Genomic DNA, 19,302 nt, shown 5'->3' on the forward strand with positions numbered 1-19,302 from the left:
GACCGAGCGTGGATGTCGTGGCTGAGCACAGCGCGGGCATTCTGCTGTATCGAGGCGGCGGCGACCGCCTGCGAGTGCTGCTGGTGCACCCGGGCGGACCGTACTGGGCGAAGAAGGACGAGGGCGCGTGGTCGCTCCCGAAGGGCATCATCGAGCCCGGCGAGGATCCGTTCGGCGCGGCGTGCCGGGAGTTCGCCGAGGAGACCGGACAGCCGCCGCCGACGGGGACGCCCATCGATCTGGGCCGGGTGCGATTGCGCAGCGGCAAGTATGTGGACGGGTTCGCGGTGGAAGGCGATTTCGACCCGAAGACCCTGCGCAGCAACACCTTCACGATGATCTGGCCGCCCCGCTCGGGGATCGCCGCCACCTTCCCCGAGGTCGACCGGGCGGACTGGTTCGACGTCGAGATCGCCATCTCCAAGGCCAATCCGGCGCAGGCGGAGCTGATCACGCGGCTGCGCGAGATCCTCGCCGCCGCCCGGTAGGTGGCCGTCCCGACCTTCGAGGTGGCCTCCTAGATCGCGGATCTGCCGGTCACGGTCGCGTCAGAAACTGTAGAACCGGGATTCAGGCGCACACCAGCGTCGGGCAGCGCCTCTGACCCAAGGGACGATAGTACTCAACGCCGCGCTGTGCGCGCTTCTGCGCTACTGCCGACGAGGAACTCACCGAGCCGGGACAGGCCCTCGTTGAGATCGTCCTCGCTCGTCGCATAGGAGAGCCGCACGTACTGCTCGGCGCCGATCTCGCCGAAGTCCTTGCCGGGGGTGAGCGCGACCCGCTCCCGATCCAGCGCCTGATCGCAGAACTCCGACGCCGACAAGCCCGTGCCCGAGACGTCGACGTAGACGTAGAACGCACCGTCCGGGGTCACCGGTACCGGCAGGCCGATCTCCGCCAGCCCGTCGAGCACCAGCTGTCGGCGACCCCGCAGAATCGCGCGCCGCTCCTCGGCGAGCGCGATCGTCTCCGGCGTGAAGCAGGCCAGCGCGGCGACCTGGGCCGGCGTCGGCGGACAGATGAAGTAGTTCTGCGCGAGCTTCTCGGCGACGGGGATCATCTCCTCGGGCACCACCATCCAGCCCAGTCGCCAACCGGTCATGCCGAAGTACTTGGAGAAGCTGTTCACCACGATCGCACCCGGATCCGCGGCGGCGATACTGCGCGGCGCGGTGCCGTCCGGGGCGTCGTCGGCCAGCCCCAGGTAGATCTCGTCGACGATCCGCCAGCCGCCGCGGTCGGCCACCGCGCCGGTCAGCGCCAGCAGGTCGTCGTAGGGCAGGGACGTCCCGGTGGGATTGGCGGGGGAGGCGGTGATCACCCCGCGGGTCCGGTCGGTCCACGAGGCCTCCACGGCGGCGGCGTCGAGCTGGAAGCGGGTCGCCGGGCCGGTGGGCACCAGCCGCACGTTCGCGCCGAAGCTCTCCGCGAAGCGGCGATTGCACGGGTACGAAGGATCGGCGACGAGGACCTCGTCGCCGGGGTCGATCAGGGCCGCGCAGGACAGTAGCAGCGCGGCCGAGGCTCCGGTGGTCACCACGACGCGCTCGGGAGCGATCGGGGCGCTCAGCCGGTCGCGACTGAACTCGGCGATCGCCGCACGCAATTCTCCGGTGCCGGTGGCCCCGGTGTACGGCATGGGGCGGCCGTCGGCGATCCGGCGGATCTCGGACAGGAACGCCGGGGGTGCGCCGAAGTCCGGCTCACCGATGTTCAGCTTCACCACGTGCGCGCCGCGGGCCTCGATCTCGGCGGCGCGTCGACCGTATTCCATGGCGTAGAACGGGGTGACGGCATCGGCGCGGCGGGAGAACTTCATGACCTTAGATCTTAGGTCGGCGCGGCGAGGGTCCGTCAGTCGGGAATCCAGTTGAACTGGTCCGGGTCGGGGCCGCCGCGAGCGTTCGCGTCCAGTGCCGCGATCCGGGTCATCTGCGCCTCGGTCAGCACGAAGTCGAAGAGGGCGAAGTTCTCCGCCATCCGGGTCGGGGAGACGGTCTTCGGGAACACCACGTCGCCGCGCTGGATGTGCCAGCGCAGCACCACCTGGGCCACGGTTCGGCCGACCTCGTCGGCGATCGCCGTCAGCACCGGATCGCCCAGCACCTTGCCCTGCGCGATCGGGGACCAGGCCTCGGTGACGATGCCGTGCTCGTGGCCGAAGGCGCGCAGCGCTTCCTGCTGGAAATACGGGTGCACCTCGATCTGGTTCACCGCCGGGACCGTCGCGGTCTCGGTCAGGATCCGCCGCAGGTGCGGGATCTGAAAGTTGGAGACGCCGATGGTGCGGGTCAGGCCTTCCGCGGCGAACCCCTCCATCAGGCGCCATGTGTCGACGAAGTCGCCGACCGCGGGCATCGGCCAGTGAATGAGGTACAGGTCCATCGGGCCGCCGAGGGCATCCACCGAGCGCGCGGTCGCGGCCTTGGCGGCGTCGGCCTCGTGGGAGTTGTTGTTGAGTTTGCTGGTCACGAAGATCTCGTCGCGTGCGATCCCGGACTCGGCGATGGCCTCGCCGACGCCGCGTTCGTTGCCGTACATCTGGGCGGTGTCGATGTGGCGGTATCCCGCCTCCAGGGCAGCGAGGACCGCGGCCTTGGTCTCGGCGGGCGGAATCTGGAAGACGCCCAGGCCGAGTTGGTCGATGGCGACGCCGTTGTTCAGGACGAGGTGGGGAACCGAGCTCATGCTCTGTTCAAGCGGCGCGACCCGACGAGGTATTCCCGGGCGCGTGTTGGCGTGCCGGTGGTTCCGGGGGAACCCCGATCTTCACCCCTAGATCCCGGCTCCGGCCGTGACACCGGCGCCGATTACGGGCACGGTGGAGCCATGAGTACTTCGACATCCACCGGCACCTCGTTCTGGAAGATCCTCGCGATCGTCATCGGCGTGCTGATTCTGATCTCCATCGGCTGGTCGCTGGTCAAGGCCTTCATGTGGCTGGTGGTGGTGGCGCTGGTGATCGTGGGCGCCTTCACCGTGTTCAAGGCGTTCGCGAAAAGCTAGCGCCGGATCAGCTGTGGCTCCGGTCGCGGCCTCGGCCGGTCACGGGCGCACGACGAACTTGCCGCGCGGGTGGCGGCCGGCGACGGCCGCGAGCGCTCGCCCGGTGTCGGCGAGGTCGTAGACACCCGCGATCTCCACGACGATCCGGCCGGCAGCGGCGTCCTCGAGCAGGCCGGGGACGGCGTCGCGACGATGCCGCTTGGACTGCGGGCCGCTGCCGTCGATGACGGTGATGCCGTCGCCGGTGCGCCCCCACGCCGCGATGCTGACCACGCGGTCGGCCGGCACCAGACCCAGCGAGACGTCGATCGCCGCATCGGTGCCCGCGGTGTCGGCCACGGCCGTGACCGGTGCCGGCGCGACGGCGCCGATCGCAGTGGCCAGGTCGCCGTCGTAGGCGACCGGGAGGGCGCCGAGGCCGCGCAGATAGTCGTGGTTGGCCGCGGACGCGGTCGCGATGACCGTCGCGCCGAGAGCGACCGCCCGCGCGACGACGATGGAACCGACTGCCCCGGCGCCGCCGTGCACCAGCAGCACGTCGTCGGCGGTCAGCCCGAGGGTCGCCGCGATATCGGCGGCGGTGACCCCGGCCAGCAGCAGGGCCGCCGCACGCTCCCAGCCGAGCGCGGACGGTTTGCGGTGCACGTTGGCCGCCGGTGCGGTGACGAACTCGGCGAAGGCGGCGCGAGCCGGATACACCACCACCTCGTCGCCGATCGCGAAACCGGAGTCCGCGCCCGCGGCGTGCACCACTCCGGCCGCTTCGCCGCCCAGATCCAGGGGCAGCTTCGCGGGGTCGGTGCCCATCTGTCCGCGGACCAGCTTCGCGTCGAAGGGATTCACCCCGGCGGCCAGCACGCGCACCACCACCTCGTCGGGGCCGGGCTCGGCCACGTCGGCGGGAACGAGCCGCACCGACTCGGTGGGCTCGCCGTACCGGGTCGCGACGATCTTCTGTGCCATGCCGTCCTTCTGTGCCATGCCGTCGAGAGTAAACACGATCGACCGCGTGGGGTGGGGCCCGGCGCCCCGCGGGCCGATAGCGTTGCGGGGGAGTTCATCGAGAGAGGACGGCCATGCTGCCACTGAGTGTTCTAGGTTGGGTGCCGATCAACGCCGAGCAGCAGCGCTGATCGGGCGCGCACGGTGCCTCGTCGTCTGCTCGCCGACCTCGCCGATGTGGTCGGCGCGGGTCATGTCCTGACCGATCCGGCGATCGTCGCCGGCTACCTCACCGATTGGACGGGACGGTGGAGCGGCGCCGCGCTGGCCGTCGTGCGCCCCGCGGACACCGCCGAGACCGCGGAGGTGGTGCGCCGGTGCGCGGCGGCTGGTGTGGCGATCTGCCCGCAGGGCGGCAACACCGGTCTGGTGGGCGGCGGCGTGCCACCGGCCGACGGCGCGACGGCGATCGTGCTCTCGAGCACCCGGCTGACCCGCCTCGACGACGTCGATGCGTCGGCCCGCGCCGTCGGGGTCGGCGCGGGTGTGACGTTGGCGCAGGTGCAGCGCACCGCGGCCGCGGCGGGCCTGGCGTTCGGTGTGGACCTGGCCTCCCGTGATTCGGCGACGGTCGGCGGCATGATCGCGACCAACGCCGGTGGCATTCACTTCGTCCGCTACGGCGGCATGCGGGCCCAACTGCTCGGCATCGAGGCGGTGCTCGCCTCCGGCGAGGTCCTGCGGCGTTGGCGTCCGCTGCGCAAGGACAACGTCGGCTACGACCTGCCCGGACTGCTGGCCGGCAGCGAGGGCACGCTGGCGGTGATCACCGGGGCCCTGCTGGCGCTGGTGCCGCCGAGCCGGAGCGGTGCGGTGGCCGTGGTCGGTGCGGACAGTGTGGCGCACGCGTCGGCGTTGATCGACGCGGTGGAGCGGGCCGGGATGACCCTGCAGGCGGCCGAGTTGATGACCGCGGCGGGCCTGGACCTCGTGCATCGCCACGGGCTGCGTCGGGCCCTGCCCGCGGGCACTCGCTTCGCCGTGCTGATCGAGGTCGCCGGTGCCGATGTCGGCGAGTTGGCGGCGGTGCTCGACCGGGCCGCGGCGGCCGCGGCCGTGCTCGACGACACTCCGGCGGCGGAGTTGTGGGCGCTGCGCGAACGGCACACCGAGTCCATCGCGCGCGACTCGAGCACCCCGGTGGTCAAGCTCGATCTCACGGTCCCCGCCGCCGCGATGGATGCGTTCGTGGCGACCGTGCAAGAACTGGCCGCCGCCGCGGGGGCCCGCCCCATCCTGTTCGGGCATCTCGCGGACGGGAATCTGCACGTCAACCTGCTCGACGTCGAGCCGGGGCGCGCCGAGGAGCTGACCGATCGCGTCCTGCGCGCCGTCGCCGCCCTCGGCGGCAGTATCAGCGCCGAGCACGGGGTGGGGCGGGCCAAGGCGCCCTGGCTGTCGCTCGGGCGTGACCGGGTGGACGTGGCGACCATGCGGGCGGTCAAGCGCGCGCTGGATCCGGACGGGTTGCTCAATCCGGGGGTGCTCGGCCTCTGAGGTCCGGGCACCGGCCCTGTGTTCGGCGCGTGACCTGAGTTACTGTGAGTGTCTGTCACAGTAACTGTTAGGTGGGCTATTGATGGGTACAGAGAACCTCGACCACGACGCGGTCATCGTCGGCGCGGGCTTCGGCGGTATGGGTGCCGGGATCGAGTTGCGACGCCAAGGCCTGGAGAATCTGGCCATCCTGGAGCGCGAGGACGATCTCGGCGGTACCTGGCACGTCAACCACTATCCGGGGCTGGCCGTCGACATCGCGTCGGTGACCTACTCGTACTCGTTCGAGCCCAACCCGCACTGGTCGCGGCTGTTCGCGCCCGGGGCCGAACTCAAGAAGTACGCCGAGCACGTCGCCGACAAGTACGACCTGCGCCGGTTCATGGAGTTCGGGGTGGTCGTCGAACGGGCGGAATGGAACGACGACGGACAATTCTGGACCGTGTACACCGCCGACGGCCGCAGTCGCACCGCTCGCTATCTGGTCACCGCGACCGGCTTCCTGTCCCAGCCGCACACGCCGGACTTCCCGGGCATGGAGACCTTCGCCGGCAAGATCATCCACACCACCGCCTGGGAAGACGGCTACGACTTCGCCGGTCAGCGTGCCGCGGTCATCGGCACCGGTGCCACCGCGGTGCAGCTGATCCCGGAGATCGCGCGGAAGGCCAAGGCGCTCACCGTGTTTCAGCGCACGCCGATCTGGGTGGTGCCCAAGGTGGATTTCCCGATCCCCGCCCCGGTGCAGGCCGTGTTCGCCAAGGTGCCGCTCACGCAGAAGGCCGCGCGGCTGGTCAACACGAGCATGCTCGAGGCCTTGATGGTGCTGGGCGTGTTGCACTACAAGCAGGCCAAGCCGGGCAACCGGCTGGCGGTGCTGCTGGCCAAGGCACACCTGCGCGCCCAGGTGCGCGACGCCGACACCCGTCGCAGACTGACCCCGACGTACGACTTCGGATGCAAGCGCCCCACCTTCTCCAATACCTACTTCCGGGTGTTCAACCAGCCGAACGTAAGCCTGCAGACCTCGTCGATCGAGCGTGTGGAGCCGGACGGCATCGTCTGCGCGGACGGCACCAAGGTCATGGTGGACACGCTCGTGCTGGCGACCGGATTCAATCTGTGGGACACCAACTTCCCGGCCTTCGAGATCATCGGACGGGACGGCCGGAACCTGGGTCAATGGTGGCGAGAGGGACGTTTCCAGGCCTACGAGGGCATCACGGTCCCCAAGATGCCGAACTTCCTGAGCCTGAACAGCCCGTACTCGTACAGCGGGCTGAGCTACTTCACCACCATCGAGGGGCAGATGAAGCACATCGCACGGCTCTTCGGCGAGCTACGACGCCGGGGCAGCGAGACCTTCGAGGTGACCGAGGCGGCCAACACTCGTTTCCTGGATAGGTCCGCCGCCGCGCTGGACTCGTCGGTGTTCTACGCCGGGGACTGCTCCGGCTCCCGCAGCTACTACTTCAACCAGCACGGCGAGGCCACGCTCCTGCGGCCGAGCTCCACGCTGGCGACGCTGCGCGAGATGGACAGCTTTCCGCTCGACGACTACGCCTTCGCCTGACGCGCCCGCGCCGCGGTGCTAGGGATCCCGCGGCGTCGGCGGTGTGTCCGGTTCGACGACCACCGATTCGATCACCTCGGGGGTGCGCGGCGGCTGCGTCGGAATGTCGTAGGGAGCCATCGACACCTCCGGGCGGTGCTGCCGGCGATACTCGGCCTCCGCCTCCGAGAGGCGGACGATCTTGACCTTGTTGGCCAGCTCCGGATCGATCCCGTTGTTGCGCAGCAGGTGGCGTCGGTAGATGCTCATCAGCGCCACCTGGAAGTAGAGCAGCGGAATGGCGAGCAACAGGATCATCCCCGCGCGGACCGCCCAGCTTGCGGGCAGGAAGCACAGCCCGATGGCGATCGGCAGGAACGGGAGCAGCCCGCGCAGCAGATAGCGGAGGATGTACCCGCGGCCGGTGATGTCGTTGCGCACCCAGTCGGCCATCTCCGGCGGCAGCGGTCGGCCCAGCAGATAGCCGACGCGCTGCAGCGGTCCGGGACGTTGCTTACTCACGATGCGGGCTCCATGAGTTCCGGGCCGTTGTTGGCGACCCTGTTGACCAGTGGTGACACCTCGCGGATCTCGATCGCGTCGGCCAACACCCGGGCGGGCGGCGCCAGCAGGTCGGGGTCGATCGGTCGGTCCGGATCCAGCCAGGTGTCCCAATACTCGAACGGCATGATCAGGGGCATCCGGTCGTGCACGTCGGTGAGGTGCCCGACGGCGTCGGTGGTGAGGATGGTGGCGCTGGAGATCCAGGCGGTGTCGTCGTCGGCCGCACGGGCCTCCGGCGAACGCCACGCACCCCAGAGTCCCGCCATGTACAGCCGCGAACCGTCGGCGGGGGACATGTAGAACGGAATCTTCGCCGGCTTGCCGTTCGCGCCGACCGGACCGTTGCGCCACTCGTACCAGCCGTCCATCGGGAACAGGCAGCGCTTGCTCTTGGCGGCGCTCCGGAACGCGGGTTTGGTCTGGGCGGTCTCGGCGCGGGCGTTGAACAGCAGCGGACCCTTGCCGAACTCCTCGGTCCACGGCGGCACCAATCCCCACCGCATGGCGCGCACCCGACGACGGAGCGGCTGGGCGGCGTCGTTCGCGTCGTGCCGATCGACGACGGTCAGCACGGTGGTCGACGGGGCCACGTTGTAGTTGGGGGTCGTGGAGGTCTCCTCGGTCACCTCGTTGCGCGCGTCGAGCTCGGCGGCCAGGCGCGCCGGGTCCGTCGTCACCGCATAGCGTCCACACATGGCTCCATTGTCCCACGCGCGCCGATGCGGCCCGCGCGGCGCGGAAACCGGGCGTCGGCGCGGAACAACTCGGGCGCGGTCGGTGTTGGCATGTCCAGAGGAACCGACCCGGGAGTGAGGGACGTCGTGACCGCGACAACCGTCGACAGGACTTCCGCGCGGCATACGCTGCGCGGCTCGCTAGACTTGGTGGAGCACATTTCCAGCGAAGGGATCACTGTGTCGCCAGCAGATCTGCCAGATGAGGCTACGCCGGAGGAGACTCCGGACGAGCTCACCGCCCGGTTCGAACGAGATGCGCTACCCCTCCTCGACCAGCTCTACGGCGCCGCACTGCGGATGACGCGCAACCCCGCCGACGCCGAGGATCTGGTGCAGGAGACCTACGTCAAGGCGTTCACGGCCTTCGCGTCGTTCAAGGCCGGCACCAACCTCAAGGCGTGGATGTACCGCATCCTCACCAACACCTACATCAACTCGTACCGGAAGAAGCAGCGGCAGCCCGCACAGTATCCGACCGACGAGATCACCGACTGGCAGTTGGCGGCCAGCGCCGAGCACACCTCCACCGGGCTGCGGTCCGCGGAGATCGAGGCACTGGATGCATTGCCGGACAACGAGATCAAGGACGCCCTCGGTCAGCTGCCCGAGGACTTCCGGATGGCGGTGTACTACGCCGACGTCGAAGGGCTCCCGTACAAGGAGATCGCCGAGATCATGGACACGCCCATCGGCACGGTCATGTCGCGCCTGCACCGCGGGCGCAAGCAGCTGCGAGAGCTGCTCGCCGACGTCGCGCACGAGCGAGGTATCGGGCGCGCCAAGAGTGAGGTCGTCCGATGAGCGACTACGACATCGACTGCTCGGCGGTATTGGCCGACATCTACCTGCTGTTGGACAACGAGTGCGACAACGGCGCCCGCGAACGACTGCAGGGCCACATCACCGGCTGCTCGTCGTGCCTGGAGCACTACGAGGTGCAGGACAAGCTCAAGGCGCTGCTGCGCCGCAAATGCGGGGAAGCGGCACCCGAGGGGCTGCGTGAGCGGCTGCGGGTTCAGATCCGGCGGACCGTCGTCGTCGAGACGCACACGTTCATCGCCCGCGACCCCGAGTAGCCCGAGACCCCGAGTAGCCCGCGAAGTAGCGCAAGCAGAACGACGGGCCCGCCCCGAATGATCGGGGCCGGGCCGTCGGCGTTCCTGGCTGAGCGGAAGGCTCAGGCGTTGGGGCGCTTGCCGTGGTTGGCGGCGTTCTTCTTCCGTGCACGCTTCTTGCGTCCGCGCTTACCCATGACGGGCCTCCTGTCGTTCTAGGGACGAAGTTCGCTCCTGATTCTGTCACGACGGTGCAGATCAGCGGTAATCGCATGGCCTACGATGGCACCCATGGTCGAAGACGTGGTCGCGGAGATCGTTGCAACTGTTCTGGAAGTGACCGCTCGACCGGGCCATCGGGTGGCCGTCGGCGACACCCTGATGCTGCTGGATTCGATGAAGATGGAGATCCCGGTGATCGCCGAGTACGAGGGGATCCTGGACCAGGTGAGAGTGGTTCCGGGCGACCAGATTCGGGCCGGCGACGTGCTGGCCACCTACCGGCGCTGACGCGGGGGCGCGACCGATGGCGACCCTGCACGACCTCCTCGCCGAGCACACCGATCTCTCCGAACCCGCCGCCCTGCACCTGCAACGACTCGTCGCCGAATGGCAGCTGCTGGCCGACCTGTCCTTCGCCGACTACGTCCTCGCCGTCCGCGGCACCGACGGTCAACTCGTGTATGTGGCCCAGGTGCGGCCGAACACCGCCTCGACGCTCTTCCAACACGACGAGGTGGGCCACCGGGTGCAGCACCCGGCGAGCCCGCAGGGCGCCAATCCGCTGGTCGCCGAGGCCTATGCGAGCGGTCGGATCGAACGCGACGCGGAGCCGGCGCGGTTCGGGGACCTGCTGGTCCACCGCATCGCGGTGCCGGTGACCTTCGACGGTCGGGTGATCGCCGCGCTGGGACGTGCCGGCAGTGCCGGGGACGCGCTGCCGCCGTCGCCGCTGGAGTCGGCCTACCGGGACGCGGCCGCGGCCCTGTGCCGGATGGTGGTCGACGGTCTCTTCCCGCTGGACGAGGTGAACTCGCTGGGGCTGTCCACGCCGCGGGCCGGTGACGGCTTCATCCGCCTCGGCGCCGACGGCCGCGTGGTCTACGCCAGTCCGAACGCGCTGTCGGCCGTGCATCGGATGGGGTGGACGGCCGACCTGGGGTCGGCCCGGCTCTCCGACGTCATCGCCGAGCTGCTCACCGACCCGTTCGACTCGGTCGACGTCGGCGCGATGCTCGAGGCGGCCGCCGGCGTCGACGGCCGCGGCACCCTGCCCGACTCGGACCTGCCGTTGCGCATGGAGCTGGATGCGCGGCGCTCGAGCGTGCTGATCCGGGCCGTGCCGCTGCGGGCCGGGGCGGCCGCCGACGGTGCGGTGGTGCTGATCCGGGACGTCACCGAGGTCAAGCGCCGCGACCTGGCGCTGCTGAGCAAGGACGCCACCATCCGCGAGATCCACCATCGGGTCAAGAACAACCTGCAGTCGGTGTCGGCCCTGCTGCGGCTGCAGGCGCGTCGCTCGGAGAATCCCGAGACCATCGTGGCCTTGAACGAGGCCGTGCAGCGCGTGTCGTCGATCGCCCTGGTCCACGAGATGCTCTCCGGCAGCGTCGACGAAGAGGTGGATCTGGACGTGGTGGTCGACCGGCTGCTGCCGTCGCTGGTGGACGTGTGGTCGCCGGGCGGGGCGGCGGGCAACGTGCAGGTGCGGCGCGGCAGTCGCCTCGGGGTGCTGCCCGCCGACCTGGCGATGCCGCTGGTGCAGGTCCTCACCGAGGTGCTGCAGAACTCCATCGAGCACGCCTTCGTCGGTATGACCGCGCCGGCGCTGCTCGTGGTCGACGGGGAACGGGACCTGCGGGGCCTCACCGTCCGCGTCAGCGACAACGGTGTCGGCCTGCCGGCCGACTTCGACCTGACCGCCTCCGACAGGCTCGGGCTGCAGATCGTGCGGACCCTGGTCGGCGGCGACCTGGGCGGGGAGATCGACATGCGACCGGGCCCCGACGGTGTCGGCACGGTGGTCAGTATCGCGATTCCGCTGCACTGAACTCGCGCCCCGGCACGCGCCCCCGGCGACGGCCGGCGCAGGACAGCACGAAGCCCGGCCGTGAAGAGAACGGTCGGGCTTCGTGGTCGTGCGGTCTAGCGGGTCGTGCGGGTGCGTCCGACGACGCCGCCGACGTACTCAGACAGCGCTGCGGGCGCGGGTGCGAGCGTTGCGGCGCTTGAGGGCGCGACGCTCGTCCTCGCTCATGCCGCCCCAGACGCCGGCGTCCTGACCGGTCTCCAGAGCCCAGCTCAGGCATTCGGCGGTCACCGGGCAGCGCTGACAGACGAGCTTGGCATCGGCGACCTGCGCGATGGCCGGGCCGCTGGTGCCCACCGGGAAGAACAGTTCCGGGTCCTCATCGCGGCAGATGGCATTGTGACGCCAGTCCATGTCAGTTCTCCTTGAAAATATGCTCCTGTGCACGCTCGACGACGCGCAGAGAGGCTTTAATGGGTATTTTTTCGGGCTGTGGAACAGCAGGTGCTTCACCTAGCAAGCGCTCTCCGAAGGGCGCACATGGGGGTGCCGTTTTGCTGTCTGTAACCGTTGTACTAGCCTGCCGACGGCTTTGGCTAGAGCTATCGGTTGATTGCCGAATAAGTCACAAGGGGTTGGCAAGGAGGTGAATCCATGCTTACCAGGCGGTAGCGGCGCTGTGACCTGCGTGTATCAGTTGGGTGTCGGCTCCGGTCGAGCCGCTGCGACGTGCAACACATTTGTGCGGCAACCGAAGTTCATCTGGGTGAATCGGCCCAGATAATCGCCGTCCATCTGAACGTCGGCGGGTTCGTCGCCGGTGAAACGAACCCATTCCACATCGTCGTCGCGGTAGAGATGTGCCGCGTGCGGATCGTCGACACCGCGCAGCAGCTGGCTGCCCAGCAGGATGTTGCGGCTCGGGGAGATGCTGGTCGCCGCGAAGATCCCGAGGCCGCTGTCGAAGGTGGTGGTCGGATTGGTGGCGATCGGGCGGGTGCCGAAATACGTCCACGGGCCGGTATTGCTGACGAAGCCGAAGCGCACGCCGGTGATCGGCTCCCGATCCGGCACGGTCACCGTGAAGGCCGGCGGGACCACCTTCGGTGAGAAGAAGGCCGCCAGCGTGGTGCGGAAGTAGAGCTGGGCGGTGGCCTTCTTGCCTGCGCGCCGTTTGTCTTCCATCCGCCGCACGACGATCGCGTCCATGCCCATGCCGCAGTTGAACAGGAACCACCGGTTCAGGGTGTGGCCCAGACTGATCGGGCGGCGACTTCCGGCGTCGAGCAGCTTGATCAACTGGGCCGTCGCCACGATCGGATCGCGGTCGATGCCGAGTGCGCGGGCGAAGACGTTGGCACTTCCGCCGGGCACCACGCCGAGCGCGGGGAGGGCGGCCGGGTCGACCGGGTCGGATCGATCGGGCGTCCCGAGGAGGCCGTTGACCACCTCGTTCACGGTGCCGTCGCCGCCGTGCACCACGATCGCGTCGTAGCCTTCGGCTGCCGCGCGGGCGCCCAGCTCGCCGGCGTGGCCGCGGTGCGTGGTGTGCTCGACGTCGACGTCGTAGCGTGCGCTCAGCGTGTTCGCCAGGGTGTCTCGACCGGCTGGGGTCGTGAAGGTGGCAAACGGATTGGTGACCAGCATGACGCGCACGATTGAACAGCTTACCGATGGTCTCCGGCGGCCACCGCCGCGGAGTGGGCAACGGGGGGCCGCGCGGGCGGTCGCGGCCTGCCGGTGAGCGGCCGCCGAGTGTGCGTATTTCGGATCCGGCAATAAGCTGGGCAGCGTGAGCACTCCCGATTCGGCATCACCGGTACCCCTGCCCCTGCGCTGCGCGGGCGGGCTCGTCGCCCTCCAGGGCGCGGCCGGAGTGGCCGTGGCGATCTATCTGGTCATGCGCGCCGCGGGCGGCAACCATCACGAGGACTTCATCAGCGGCTACGGCACCGCGCTGTGGTTCGTCTTGATCGGCGGCGGAGTGTTGGCCGGTGGCCTGGCCATCTATCGGGGGCGACGGTGGGGGCGCGCGATCGGCGTCATCACCCAGATCCTGTTGGCCCCGGTGGGGTGGTCGCTGCTCACCGACAGTCACCTGCCGGTGATCGGGGCCCCGATCATGGCGCTGGTCGTGGTGATCCTCGGCCTCATCTTCGCGCCCGTCTCCCAGCAGTACCTGGCCGCCGACAGCTTTCCCCCGGACGCATGAGATGACCCACGCCTGAGTTCGGTGTGCGCGGCCGCACACTAGGGTTGGGGCCATGACGCGTACGCTCGCCATCGCGAACCAGAAGGGTGGGGTCGCCAAGACCACCACCACCGCCTCCGTCGGGGCCGCCCTCGCCGATCAGGACGTCTCCGTTCTGGTGGTGGACCTGGATCCGCAAGGCTGCCTGACCTTTTCGCTCGGACACGACCCGGACACGCTCACCAAATCGGTGCACGACGTGTTGATCGGCGCCCAGGACATCGCCGATGTGCTGCTCGACACCGAAGACAACGTGACCCTGCTGCCGGCCACCATCGACTTGGCCGGTGCCGAGGCGCTGCTGCTGATGCGGCCGGGCCGGGAGTACGCCCTCAAGCGGGCACTGGCCGAGGTGGCGCAGGACTACGACGTGATCCTCATCGACTGCCCGCCGTCGTTGGGGGTGCTGACGCTCAACGGGCTGACCGCCGCCGACGAGGTGGTGGTGCCGCTGCAGTGCGAGACCCTGGCGCACCGCGGGGTGGGCCAGTTGCTGCGCACGGTCACCGAGGTCCAGCAGATCACCAATCCCGACCTGAAGCTGCTGGGCACCGTGGCCACCCTCTTCGACGCGCGCACCACGCACAGTCGGGACGTGCTCTCGGACGTGTCCGACCGCTACGACCTGCCGGTGCTCTCCCCGCCGATCCCGCGCACCGTGCGTTTCGCCGAGGCCTCGGCCTCGGGTGCCTCGGTGATGCGCGGCCGGAAGAACAAGGGCGCCACCGCCTATCGCGAACTGGCCGAGAACCTCCGGAAGCACTGGGCCGGGCAGCCGCTGGCGACCTTCGAATTCACCGACTGAGCCGGTCGGCTCACTCGGCGGGCGGACCCAGGACGACGATCTCGTCGCCGCGCTGCTCGATCACGTACGGGCCGAGGGTGCGCAGCGACACCACGCCGCGGTAGTCGCCGCGGTCCACCGGCACGCGCCGCAGTTCCCGGCCGGTGACCGGATCGCGGACGCTGATCGCCCCGTCGACCGGGATCAGCAGACCGGTGGCCAACTCGCCGGGCCCGAGGGTGTCGGTGATCTGTACGCGGGCCTCACCGGTGTTGCTGTCGAGCACCAGGGTGGAGCGGCCGGTCCAGTAGGTGGTCAACGCCTGGGCGGTGAGCGGATGACTCCGAGCCGGAGGCACCCTCTCGCCGTCGACCGAACGCGCGCCGCGTTCGACCGCGTCGGTGCCGAACGTGCGCACCGTGGGGTCGGGCCGATCCGTGGCACCGCCGCCGTCGTACACCGTGACGATGGAGTCGGTGGCGGCGATGACCGCCGGGGGAGCGCCCTGCGCGGAGGTGGTGATCAATTCCGAACCCCACTCGCGGATCTTCTCGTCCTCGGTGAGCGTCGCCGAGAGCACCGTCAGCCGGTAGCCCTCGTCGCGGGCACAGCGCTCGATGATCGCCACCCGGCTGTCCCCGGAGACCGCCGAGTGCAGGCGGCACGCGTCCCGATTCGGCGCCACGTCCGGGTTGACCGGTGCGTCCACGCGCCCGTACTCGATACCGCGCACCAGATTGGTGCCCCAGGTCTCGAGGCGGGTGTCGCCGGCGGCCAGGGCGAAGGTCTGGTCGTAGGACAGCGTGATGGCGTCGTCGGCGTCGCTGGTTCGGTTCCCGCGCCGCTCGCCGGTGTTCGCGTCGAGCGCGGTCACCTCGCTGCAGCCGCGGCTGTTGCGGTACACGCCCAGGGCTTCGTTGTTGCCGCCGGGCCAGGCGGCGATGGCCGCACACAGCGGTGCCTCGCGACGGTAGCTCCAGAGGGCCCGGCCGGTCGCCGGATCGCGCCCGGCCATGGTGCCGCCGTCGCCGGTGACCACGGTGGCCTTACCGACGGCGGGGACGTCCGTCGCCGGTGAGGGTGCACGCCACAGCTCCCGGTAGGCGGTCGGGAGACTCTCGGTGGGCAGCAGTGCGACCGGCTCCTCGGTGGCCGTACGCAGCTCGGTGGTCCGGGCCGGAGCCGTCCACCACAGCAGGACGCCCGCAAGCACGACCAGCACGACGATCACCGCCGTGATCGTCAGATCCAGGCGGGTGCGGCGTTCGGGCGCGATGCGGGCGGCCACAGAGGAGGTGTCGGTCGGCGCTACTCGGCCGAACCGGCAGTCGCCGTCGACGCCGCGGCGTCACCGGCGCTGCTGGTCCGACGACGGCGGCGCCGGCGCGGACGCGTCGGGCCGCCCTCGGCGGCCTCGGTCGTGCTGTCGCCGGCCGTTGCCGGGGCAGCGGCGGACTCGGTCGTGGTCGACGCAGCGTTGTCGGCGGACGCCGACTGGCCGCCGCGGGTGCGGCGACGGGCCCGAGCCGGACGGTCGGTGCGCGGCTCCCGCTCCCGACGCGGTTCACGACGCTCGCCCGACCGCGCGGCGGCGGGGGCGCCGATCCGGCCGGTGGCCTCGGCGGGCACGCCGAGCTCGGACTGCAGTCGCTCGGACGTGGAGTAGGTCTCCACCGGCTCCGGCATGCCCAGGCCGAGTGCCTTGTCGATCAGCTCCCAGCGGTGCAGCTCGTCCCAATCGACGAAGGTGATGGCGATACCGGTGCGGCCGGCGCGGCCGGTACGGCCGATCCGGTGCACGTACGTCTTGTCGTCCTCGGGGCACTGGTAGTTGATCACGTGCGTCACATCGTCGATGTCGATGCCGCGCGCGGCCACATCGGTGGCCACCAGCACGTTGATGCTGCCGTCGCGGAAGCGGCCCAGCGCCTTCTCGCGCGCCACCTGCCCGAGGTCGCCGTGCACGGCGCCCACCGAGAAGCCGCGCTCGGCCAGGTCGTCGGCGACCTTCTGGGCGGTCCGCTTGGTGCGGGTGAAGATCATCGTCGCGCCGCGGCCGTCGGCCTGCAGGATCCGGGCCACGAGTTCGGCCTTGTCCAGGGCGTGCGCGCGGTAGACGTACTGGGTGGTGCGCTCGTGCACGGCGGAGTCGTTGGCCTGCTCGGCGCGGATGTGCGTGGGCTGGGTCAGGAAGGTGCGGGCCAGTGTCACGATCGGTCCCGGCATGGTGGCCGAGAACAGCATGGTCTGGCGCGGGGTGGGCAGGGCGCCCATGATGCGCTCGATGTCCGGCAGGAAGCCCAGGTCGAGCATCTCGTCGGCCTCGTCGAGCACCAGGATCTGGACCTTGCCGAGGACCAGGTGGCCCTGCTGGGCGAGGTCGAGGAGGCGGCCCGGGGTGCCGACGACCACGTCGACGCCGGACTGCAGCTCGGCGATCTGCGAGTCGTACGGGCGGCCGCCGTAGATCGAGGTCAGCTTCAGCGGACGGTTGGCGACGGTGTCGCTGCCGGACGCGGTCAGCGCGTCGACCGAGACGCCCTTGGCGGCGGTCTGCAGGTCCTCGTACACCTGGACGCACAGCTCGCGGGTCGGGACGATGATGAGGGCGCGCGGGGTGCCGTCGAGGGGGCGCAGGCCGAGCTCGGTGGCGTGCACCAGGCGGTGCAGGAGCGGGATGCCGAAGCCGTAGGTCTTGCCCATGCCGGTGCGAGCCTGGCCGATCAGGTCGCTGCCGGCCAGGGCCAGTGGCAGCGTGAGTTCCTGAATCGCGAAGGTGCGTTCCTTGCCGTCGGCCTCGAGGGCGGCGACGATGGCCGCGTCGACGCCGAGTTCGGCGAACGTGGGCGCCTGATGGCCCTCGTCGACGATGGTGGTCTGCACGTCGTCGGTCGTGTCTGTGGGGATTGCGGAAGTGCTGGTATCCGTGGTCATGATGATTTTTTTCGGTGCCTCTCGGGTGCGTCGTGCACGCACACGTCAAGCTCCACGGGTCCCGGCAGAACGCGGTGGGTCGCCGGCGTGAGCGATCTTGGTGCGCGCTCAAAGTTCGACGAGCACAGCGGAAATCTCCCGGCTGCGGCCTTCGTCTGGTCACAGTGTACCCGGTTGCCTACGCTGACTCCCATGCCGAATACGCCCGCAGCGCCCGCGAACCCCGTTGTCACGACCCTCTACGAGATCTTCCTCGCCGGCGAGTACGCCGCCGTGGAGCGGTTGACAGCCGAGTCAGCGATGGCCCCGACCACCGCGGATCGGGTGGCGCTGATGGCGATGACGGGCTCGGAGATCGAGCACTTCGGGGTCCTGGCCGCGCAGATCGAGGGCGCCGGGCGCGATGTGGCGGCGGCGGTCGACGAGCACATCGACGTCTTTCACCGGTACCACCGGGTCACCGACCCCTCCACCTGGCTGGAGGTGCTGGTCAAGATGTACATCGGCGACGGCATGTCGGCGGACTTCTTCGCCGAGATGGTCGACCGGCTTCCCGTCGAGGCCCACGACGTGTTCCACGAGGTGATGGCGAGCACCGCGTCGTCGGATTGGGCGTGCGACCAGGTGCGCGCGGCCGTGGCGGCCGACCCCCGGGTGGCGGCCCCGCTGACGCTGTGGGCGCGTCGTCTCCTGGGCGAGGCGATCACGCACGTGCAGTGGGTCCTCGCCGAGGATCCGAACGTGACCGATCTCCTGTTCTCCGGGACCGGGTCCCTGACCGACGTGGCGGGGTTCTTCGATTCGATCGCGCAGCGACACGGCGAGCGTATGCGCGCCCTCGGCTTGGCGTGAGTGCGGCCGGGCTGCAGTAGGATTCGTGACCATGAGCGTTGAGGTCAAAATCGGTATCGAGAACACCGCACGGGAACTGTCGCTGTCGTCGGCAGAGGCGGCGGACAAGGTCTACGCGGCCGTCACCGCGGCGTTGGCTGCCGCCGACGGCGTGCTGGAACTGACCGACGACAAGGGCGTCCGCATTCTGGTGCCCGCGGGCAAGATCTCCTACGTCGAGGTCGGCAGCTCGGAGAGTCGCCGGGTGGGCTTCGGAGCCACCTAGTCGGAAGTCGCTGCGGCGTCGCTGCCTTCGGTAGCGGCGCCGTTCGCATCGGTACCGCTGCCGTCGAGGCCGCCGCCGTCCAGGCCTTCGCCGTCGAGGCCGCCGCCCTCGATCCGGGGCACTCCGGACAGTCCGTGCCACAGCAGAGCGACGGTCACGTCCACCGCTTCGGCCTTCTCGATCGGCCGGTTGGCCTCCAGCCAGTAGCGTGCGTTCACCTGACTGGCGCCGACCATGCCGGCGGCGAGCATGCGGGAGCGGTGCGGATCGAGGCCCGAGTCGGTCATCACGAGGCCGTAGACCGCGTCCACGCAGGCCTCGGTCGCGCCCTCCACTCGGCGGATCACGGCGGGATCCTTGGCATCGGAGGAGAAGATCAGGCGGTAACCGGAGTTGTCCTCGTCGATGAAGTCGAAGAAGGCGCCGACGGCCGCGCGCACGCGCCGGTGATTGTCGGTGGTGGTCAGCAGCGCCCGGTTCACGTCGGACACCAGCTTTTCCGCGTGCGAGTCGACCACGGCGATGTACAGGTCGAGCTTGGACGGAAAGTGCTGGTACAGAACTGGTTTGCTGACGCCCGCGGCGGACGCGATCTCGTCCATGCCGGCGGAGTGGTAGCCGCGTTCGACGAAGATCTCGCTCGCCGCATCCAGGAGTTGGCGGCGGCGAGCGCTGCGCGGGAGACGAGTGCTGCTCCGGTATTGTGCGGCGCCAGCGGCGCCCGATGAAGCAGAGAAATCAGCGGCAGACATGGCTAGCAGAGTACTCGCC

At 69.7% G+C, this 19,302-nt stretch carries 23 protein-coding genes; 12 read left to right on the forward strand and 11 right to left on the reverse strand.

Annotated elements, in window-relative coordinates; all coding sequences use genetic code 11:
* The first annotated feature begins 17 nt into the window (after positions 1-17).
* Positions 18-488 (forward strand): NUDIX hydrolase, encoded by a 471-nt coding sequence (locus ACFFJD_RS04065; protein ID WP_382361319.1) that lies wholly within the window; start codon positions 18-20, stop codon positions 486-488.
* 134 nt (positions 489-622) lie between these two features.
* Here the strand turns inward: ACFFJD_RS04065 and ACFFJD_RS04070 are convergent, their stop codons facing one another.
* Together ACFFJD_RS04070 and ACFFJD_RS04075 are read right to left on the reverse strand one after the other, a co-directional pair.
* Complete coding sequence (locus ACFFJD_RS04070) at positions 623-1,822, reverse strand: aminotransferase class I/II-fold pyridoxal phosphate-dependent enzyme (RefSeq protein WP_382361322.1); 1,200 nt, start codon at positions 1,820-1,822, stop codon at positions 623-625.
* A 35-nt stretch (positions 1,823-1,857) separates the two neighbouring features.
* Complete coding sequence (locus ACFFJD_RS04075; protein WP_382361325.1) at positions 1,858-2,691, reverse strand: aldo/keto reductase; 834 nt, start codon at positions 2,689-2,691, stop codon at positions 1,858-1,860.
* Positions 2,692-2,832: 141 nt separating this feature from the next.
* Here ACFFJD_RS04075 and ACFFJD_RS04080 point away from each other — a divergent pair, with 141 nt between their 5' ends.
* Positions 2,833-3,009, forward strand: a complete 177-nt coding sequence (locus tag ACFFJD_RS04080) for a hypothetical protein (protein WP_345313794.1) — start codon at positions 2,833-2,835, stop codon at positions 3,007-3,009.
* A gap of 39 nt (positions 3,010-3,048) precedes the next feature.
* On the opposite strand, the gene ACFFJD_RS04085 is transcribed toward ACFFJD_RS04080, so the two are convergent.
* Positions 3,049-3,990: an NADP-dependent oxidoreductase gene (locus tag ACFFJD_RS04085; protein ID WP_382361328.1), complete on the reverse strand. Its 942-nt coding sequence runs from the start codon at positions 3,988-3,990 to the stop codon at positions 3,049-3,051.
* 165 nt (positions 3,991-4,155) lie between these two features.
* Between ACFFJD_RS04085 and ACFFJD_RS04090 the strand changes: the two genes are divergently transcribed.
* The gene (locus ACFFJD_RS04090) at positions 4,156-5,508 is read left to right on the forward strand and encodes an FAD-binding oxidoreductase (RefSeq protein WP_382361330.1); all 1,353 of its coding nucleotides are present in this window, start codon (positions 4,156-4,158) and stop codon (positions 5,506-5,508) included.
* An 82-nt stretch (positions 5,509-5,590) separates the two neighbouring features.
* Positions 5,591-7,081 (forward strand): flavin-containing monooxygenase, encoded by a 1,491-nt coding sequence (locus tag ACFFJD_RS04095; protein WP_382361333.1) that lies wholly within the window; start codon positions 5,591-5,593, stop codon positions 7,079-7,081.
* Positions 7,082-7,099: 18 nt separating this feature from the next.
* On the opposite strand, the gene ACFFJD_RS04100 is transcribed toward ACFFJD_RS04095, so the two are convergent.
* Entirely contained in the window at positions 7,100-7,582 is a 483-nt protein-coding gene (locus tag ACFFJD_RS04100) for a DUF5313 family protein (RefSeq protein ID WP_382361336.1), read from the reverse strand.
* On the reverse strand, positions 7,579-8,319 hold the full coding sequence (locus tag ACFFJD_RS04105) for an SOS response-associated peptidase (protein WP_382361339.1): 741 nt from the start codon (positions 8,317-8,319) through the stop codon (positions 7,579-7,581). Before ACFFJD_RS04105 ends, ACFFJD_RS04100 begins: the two co-directional genes overlap by 4 nt.
* 24 nt (positions 8,320-8,343) lie before the next feature.
* Here ACFFJD_RS04105 and ACFFJD_RS04110 point away from each other — a divergent pair, with 24 nt between their 5' ends.
* Positions 8,344-9,162 (forward strand): sigma-70 family RNA polymerase sigma factor, encoded by an 819-nt coding sequence (locus tag ACFFJD_RS04110; RefSeq protein ID WP_382361342.1) that lies wholly within the window; start codon positions 8,344-8,346, stop codon positions 9,160-9,162.
* Positions 9,159-9,437 carry a mycothiol system anti-sigma-R factor gene (gene rsrA, locus ACFFJD_RS04115; protein WP_382361345.1) on the forward strand — a complete coding sequence of 93 codons (279 nt, stop codon included), beginning with the start codon at positions 9,159-9,161 and terminating at the stop codon, positions 9,435-9,437. The genes ACFFJD_RS04110 and rsrA overlap by 4 nt, the downstream gene beginning before the upstream one ends.
* Before the next feature lie 101 nt (positions 9,438-9,538).
* On the opposite strand, the gene ACFFJD_RS04120 is transcribed toward rsrA, so the two are convergent.
* Positions 9,539-9,613, reverse strand: coding sequence for a 50S ribosomal protein bL37 (locus ACFFJD_RS04120; RefSeq protein ID WP_369758845.1), 75 nt, complete (start codon positions 9,611-9,613; stop codon positions 9,539-9,541).
* Between the two features lie 94 nt (positions 9,614-9,707).
* Here ACFFJD_RS04120 and ACFFJD_RS04125 point away from each other — a divergent pair, with 94 nt between their 5' ends.
* Entirely contained in the window at positions 9,708-9,926 is a 219-nt protein-coding gene (locus ACFFJD_RS04125; RefSeq protein ID WP_382361348.1) for a biotin/lipoyl-binding carrier protein, read from the forward strand.
* 16 nt (positions 9,927-9,942) lie between these two features.
* Positions 9,943-11,466 (forward strand): sensor histidine kinase, encoded by a 1,524-nt coding sequence (locus ACFFJD_RS04130; RefSeq protein ID WP_382361351.1) that lies wholly within the window; start codon positions 9,943-9,945, stop codon positions 11,464-11,466.
* A 138-nt stretch (positions 11,467-11,604) separates the two neighbouring features.
* Here ACFFJD_RS04130 and ACFFJD_RS04135 read toward each other — a convergent pair whose 3' ends face one another.
* Together ACFFJD_RS04135 and ACFFJD_RS04140 are read right to left on the reverse strand one after the other, a co-directional pair.
* A complete protein-coding gene (locus ACFFJD_RS04135) occupies positions 11,605-11,859 on the reverse strand; it encodes a WhiB family transcriptional regulator (RefSeq protein WP_246991742.1) in 255 nt (84 codons plus the stop codon).
* 279 nt (positions 11,860-12,138) lie between these two features.
* Positions 12,139-13,101, reverse strand: a complete 963-nt coding sequence (locus ACFFJD_RS04140) for a diacylglycerol/lipid kinase family protein (RefSeq protein WP_382361354.1) — start codon at positions 13,099-13,101, stop codon at positions 12,139-12,141.
* Between the two features lie 136 nt (positions 13,102-13,237).
* On the opposite strand from ACFFJD_RS04140, the gene ACFFJD_RS04145 reads away from it, so the two are divergent.
* On the forward strand, positions 13,238-13,657 hold the full coding sequence (locus ACFFJD_RS04145; protein WP_382361357.1) for a hypothetical protein: 420 nt from the start codon (positions 13,238-13,240) through the stop codon (positions 13,655-13,657).
* 52 nt (positions 13,658-13,709) lie between these two features.
* The gene (locus tag ACFFJD_RS04150) at positions 13,710-14,501 is read left to right on the forward strand and encodes a ParA family protein (protein WP_382361360.1); all 792 of its coding nucleotides are present in this window, start codon (positions 13,710-13,712) and stop codon (positions 14,499-14,501) included.
* A 10-nt stretch (positions 14,502-14,511) separates the two neighbouring features.
* Here the strand turns inward: ACFFJD_RS04150 and ACFFJD_RS04155 are convergent, their stop codons facing one another.
* Together ACFFJD_RS04155 and ACFFJD_RS04160 are read right to left on the reverse strand one after the other, a co-directional pair.
* Positions 14,512-15,768, reverse strand: coding sequence for an Rv3212 family protein (locus ACFFJD_RS04155; RefSeq protein WP_382361363.1), 1,257 nt, complete (start codon positions 15,766-15,768; stop codon positions 14,512-14,514).
* Positions 15,769-15,788: 20 nt separating this feature from the next.
* Complete coding sequence (locus ACFFJD_RS04160) at positions 15,789-17,414, reverse strand: DEAD/DEAH box helicase (RefSeq protein WP_382361366.1); 1,626 nt, start codon at positions 17,412-17,414, stop codon at positions 15,789-15,791.
* Between the two features lie 192 nt (positions 17,415-17,606).
* Here ACFFJD_RS04160 and ACFFJD_RS04165 point away from each other — a divergent pair, with 192 nt between their 5' ends.
* Together ACFFJD_RS04165 and ACFFJD_RS04170 are read left to right on the forward strand one after the other, a co-directional pair.
* Positions 17,607-18,266, forward strand: coding sequence for a ferritin-like fold-containing protein (locus tag ACFFJD_RS04165; protein ID WP_382361368.1), 660 nt, complete (start codon positions 17,607-17,609; stop codon positions 18,264-18,266).
* Between the two features lie 31 nt (positions 18,267-18,297).
* Positions 18,298-18,531, forward strand: coding sequence for a DUF3107 domain-containing protein (locus ACFFJD_RS04170; RefSeq protein WP_382361371.1), 234 nt, complete (start codon positions 18,298-18,300; stop codon positions 18,529-18,531).
* Here ACFFJD_RS04170 and fasR read toward each other — a convergent pair.
* Positions 18,528-19,283 (reverse strand): HTH-type transcriptional activator FasR, encoded by a 756-nt coding sequence (fasR, locus tag ACFFJD_RS04175; RefSeq protein ID WP_382361374.1) that lies wholly within the window; start codon positions 19,281-19,283, stop codon positions 18,528-18,530. The two genes, ACFFJD_RS04170 and fasR, sit on opposite strands and share 4 nt — an antisense overlap.
* Positions 19,284-19,302: the final 19 nt, after the last annotated feature.

Source organism: Gordonia phosphorivorans, from assembly GCF_042432625.1.
GTDB lineage: Bacteria > Actinomycetota > Actinomycetes > Mycobacteriales > Mycobacteriaceae > Gordonia > Gordonia phosphorivorans.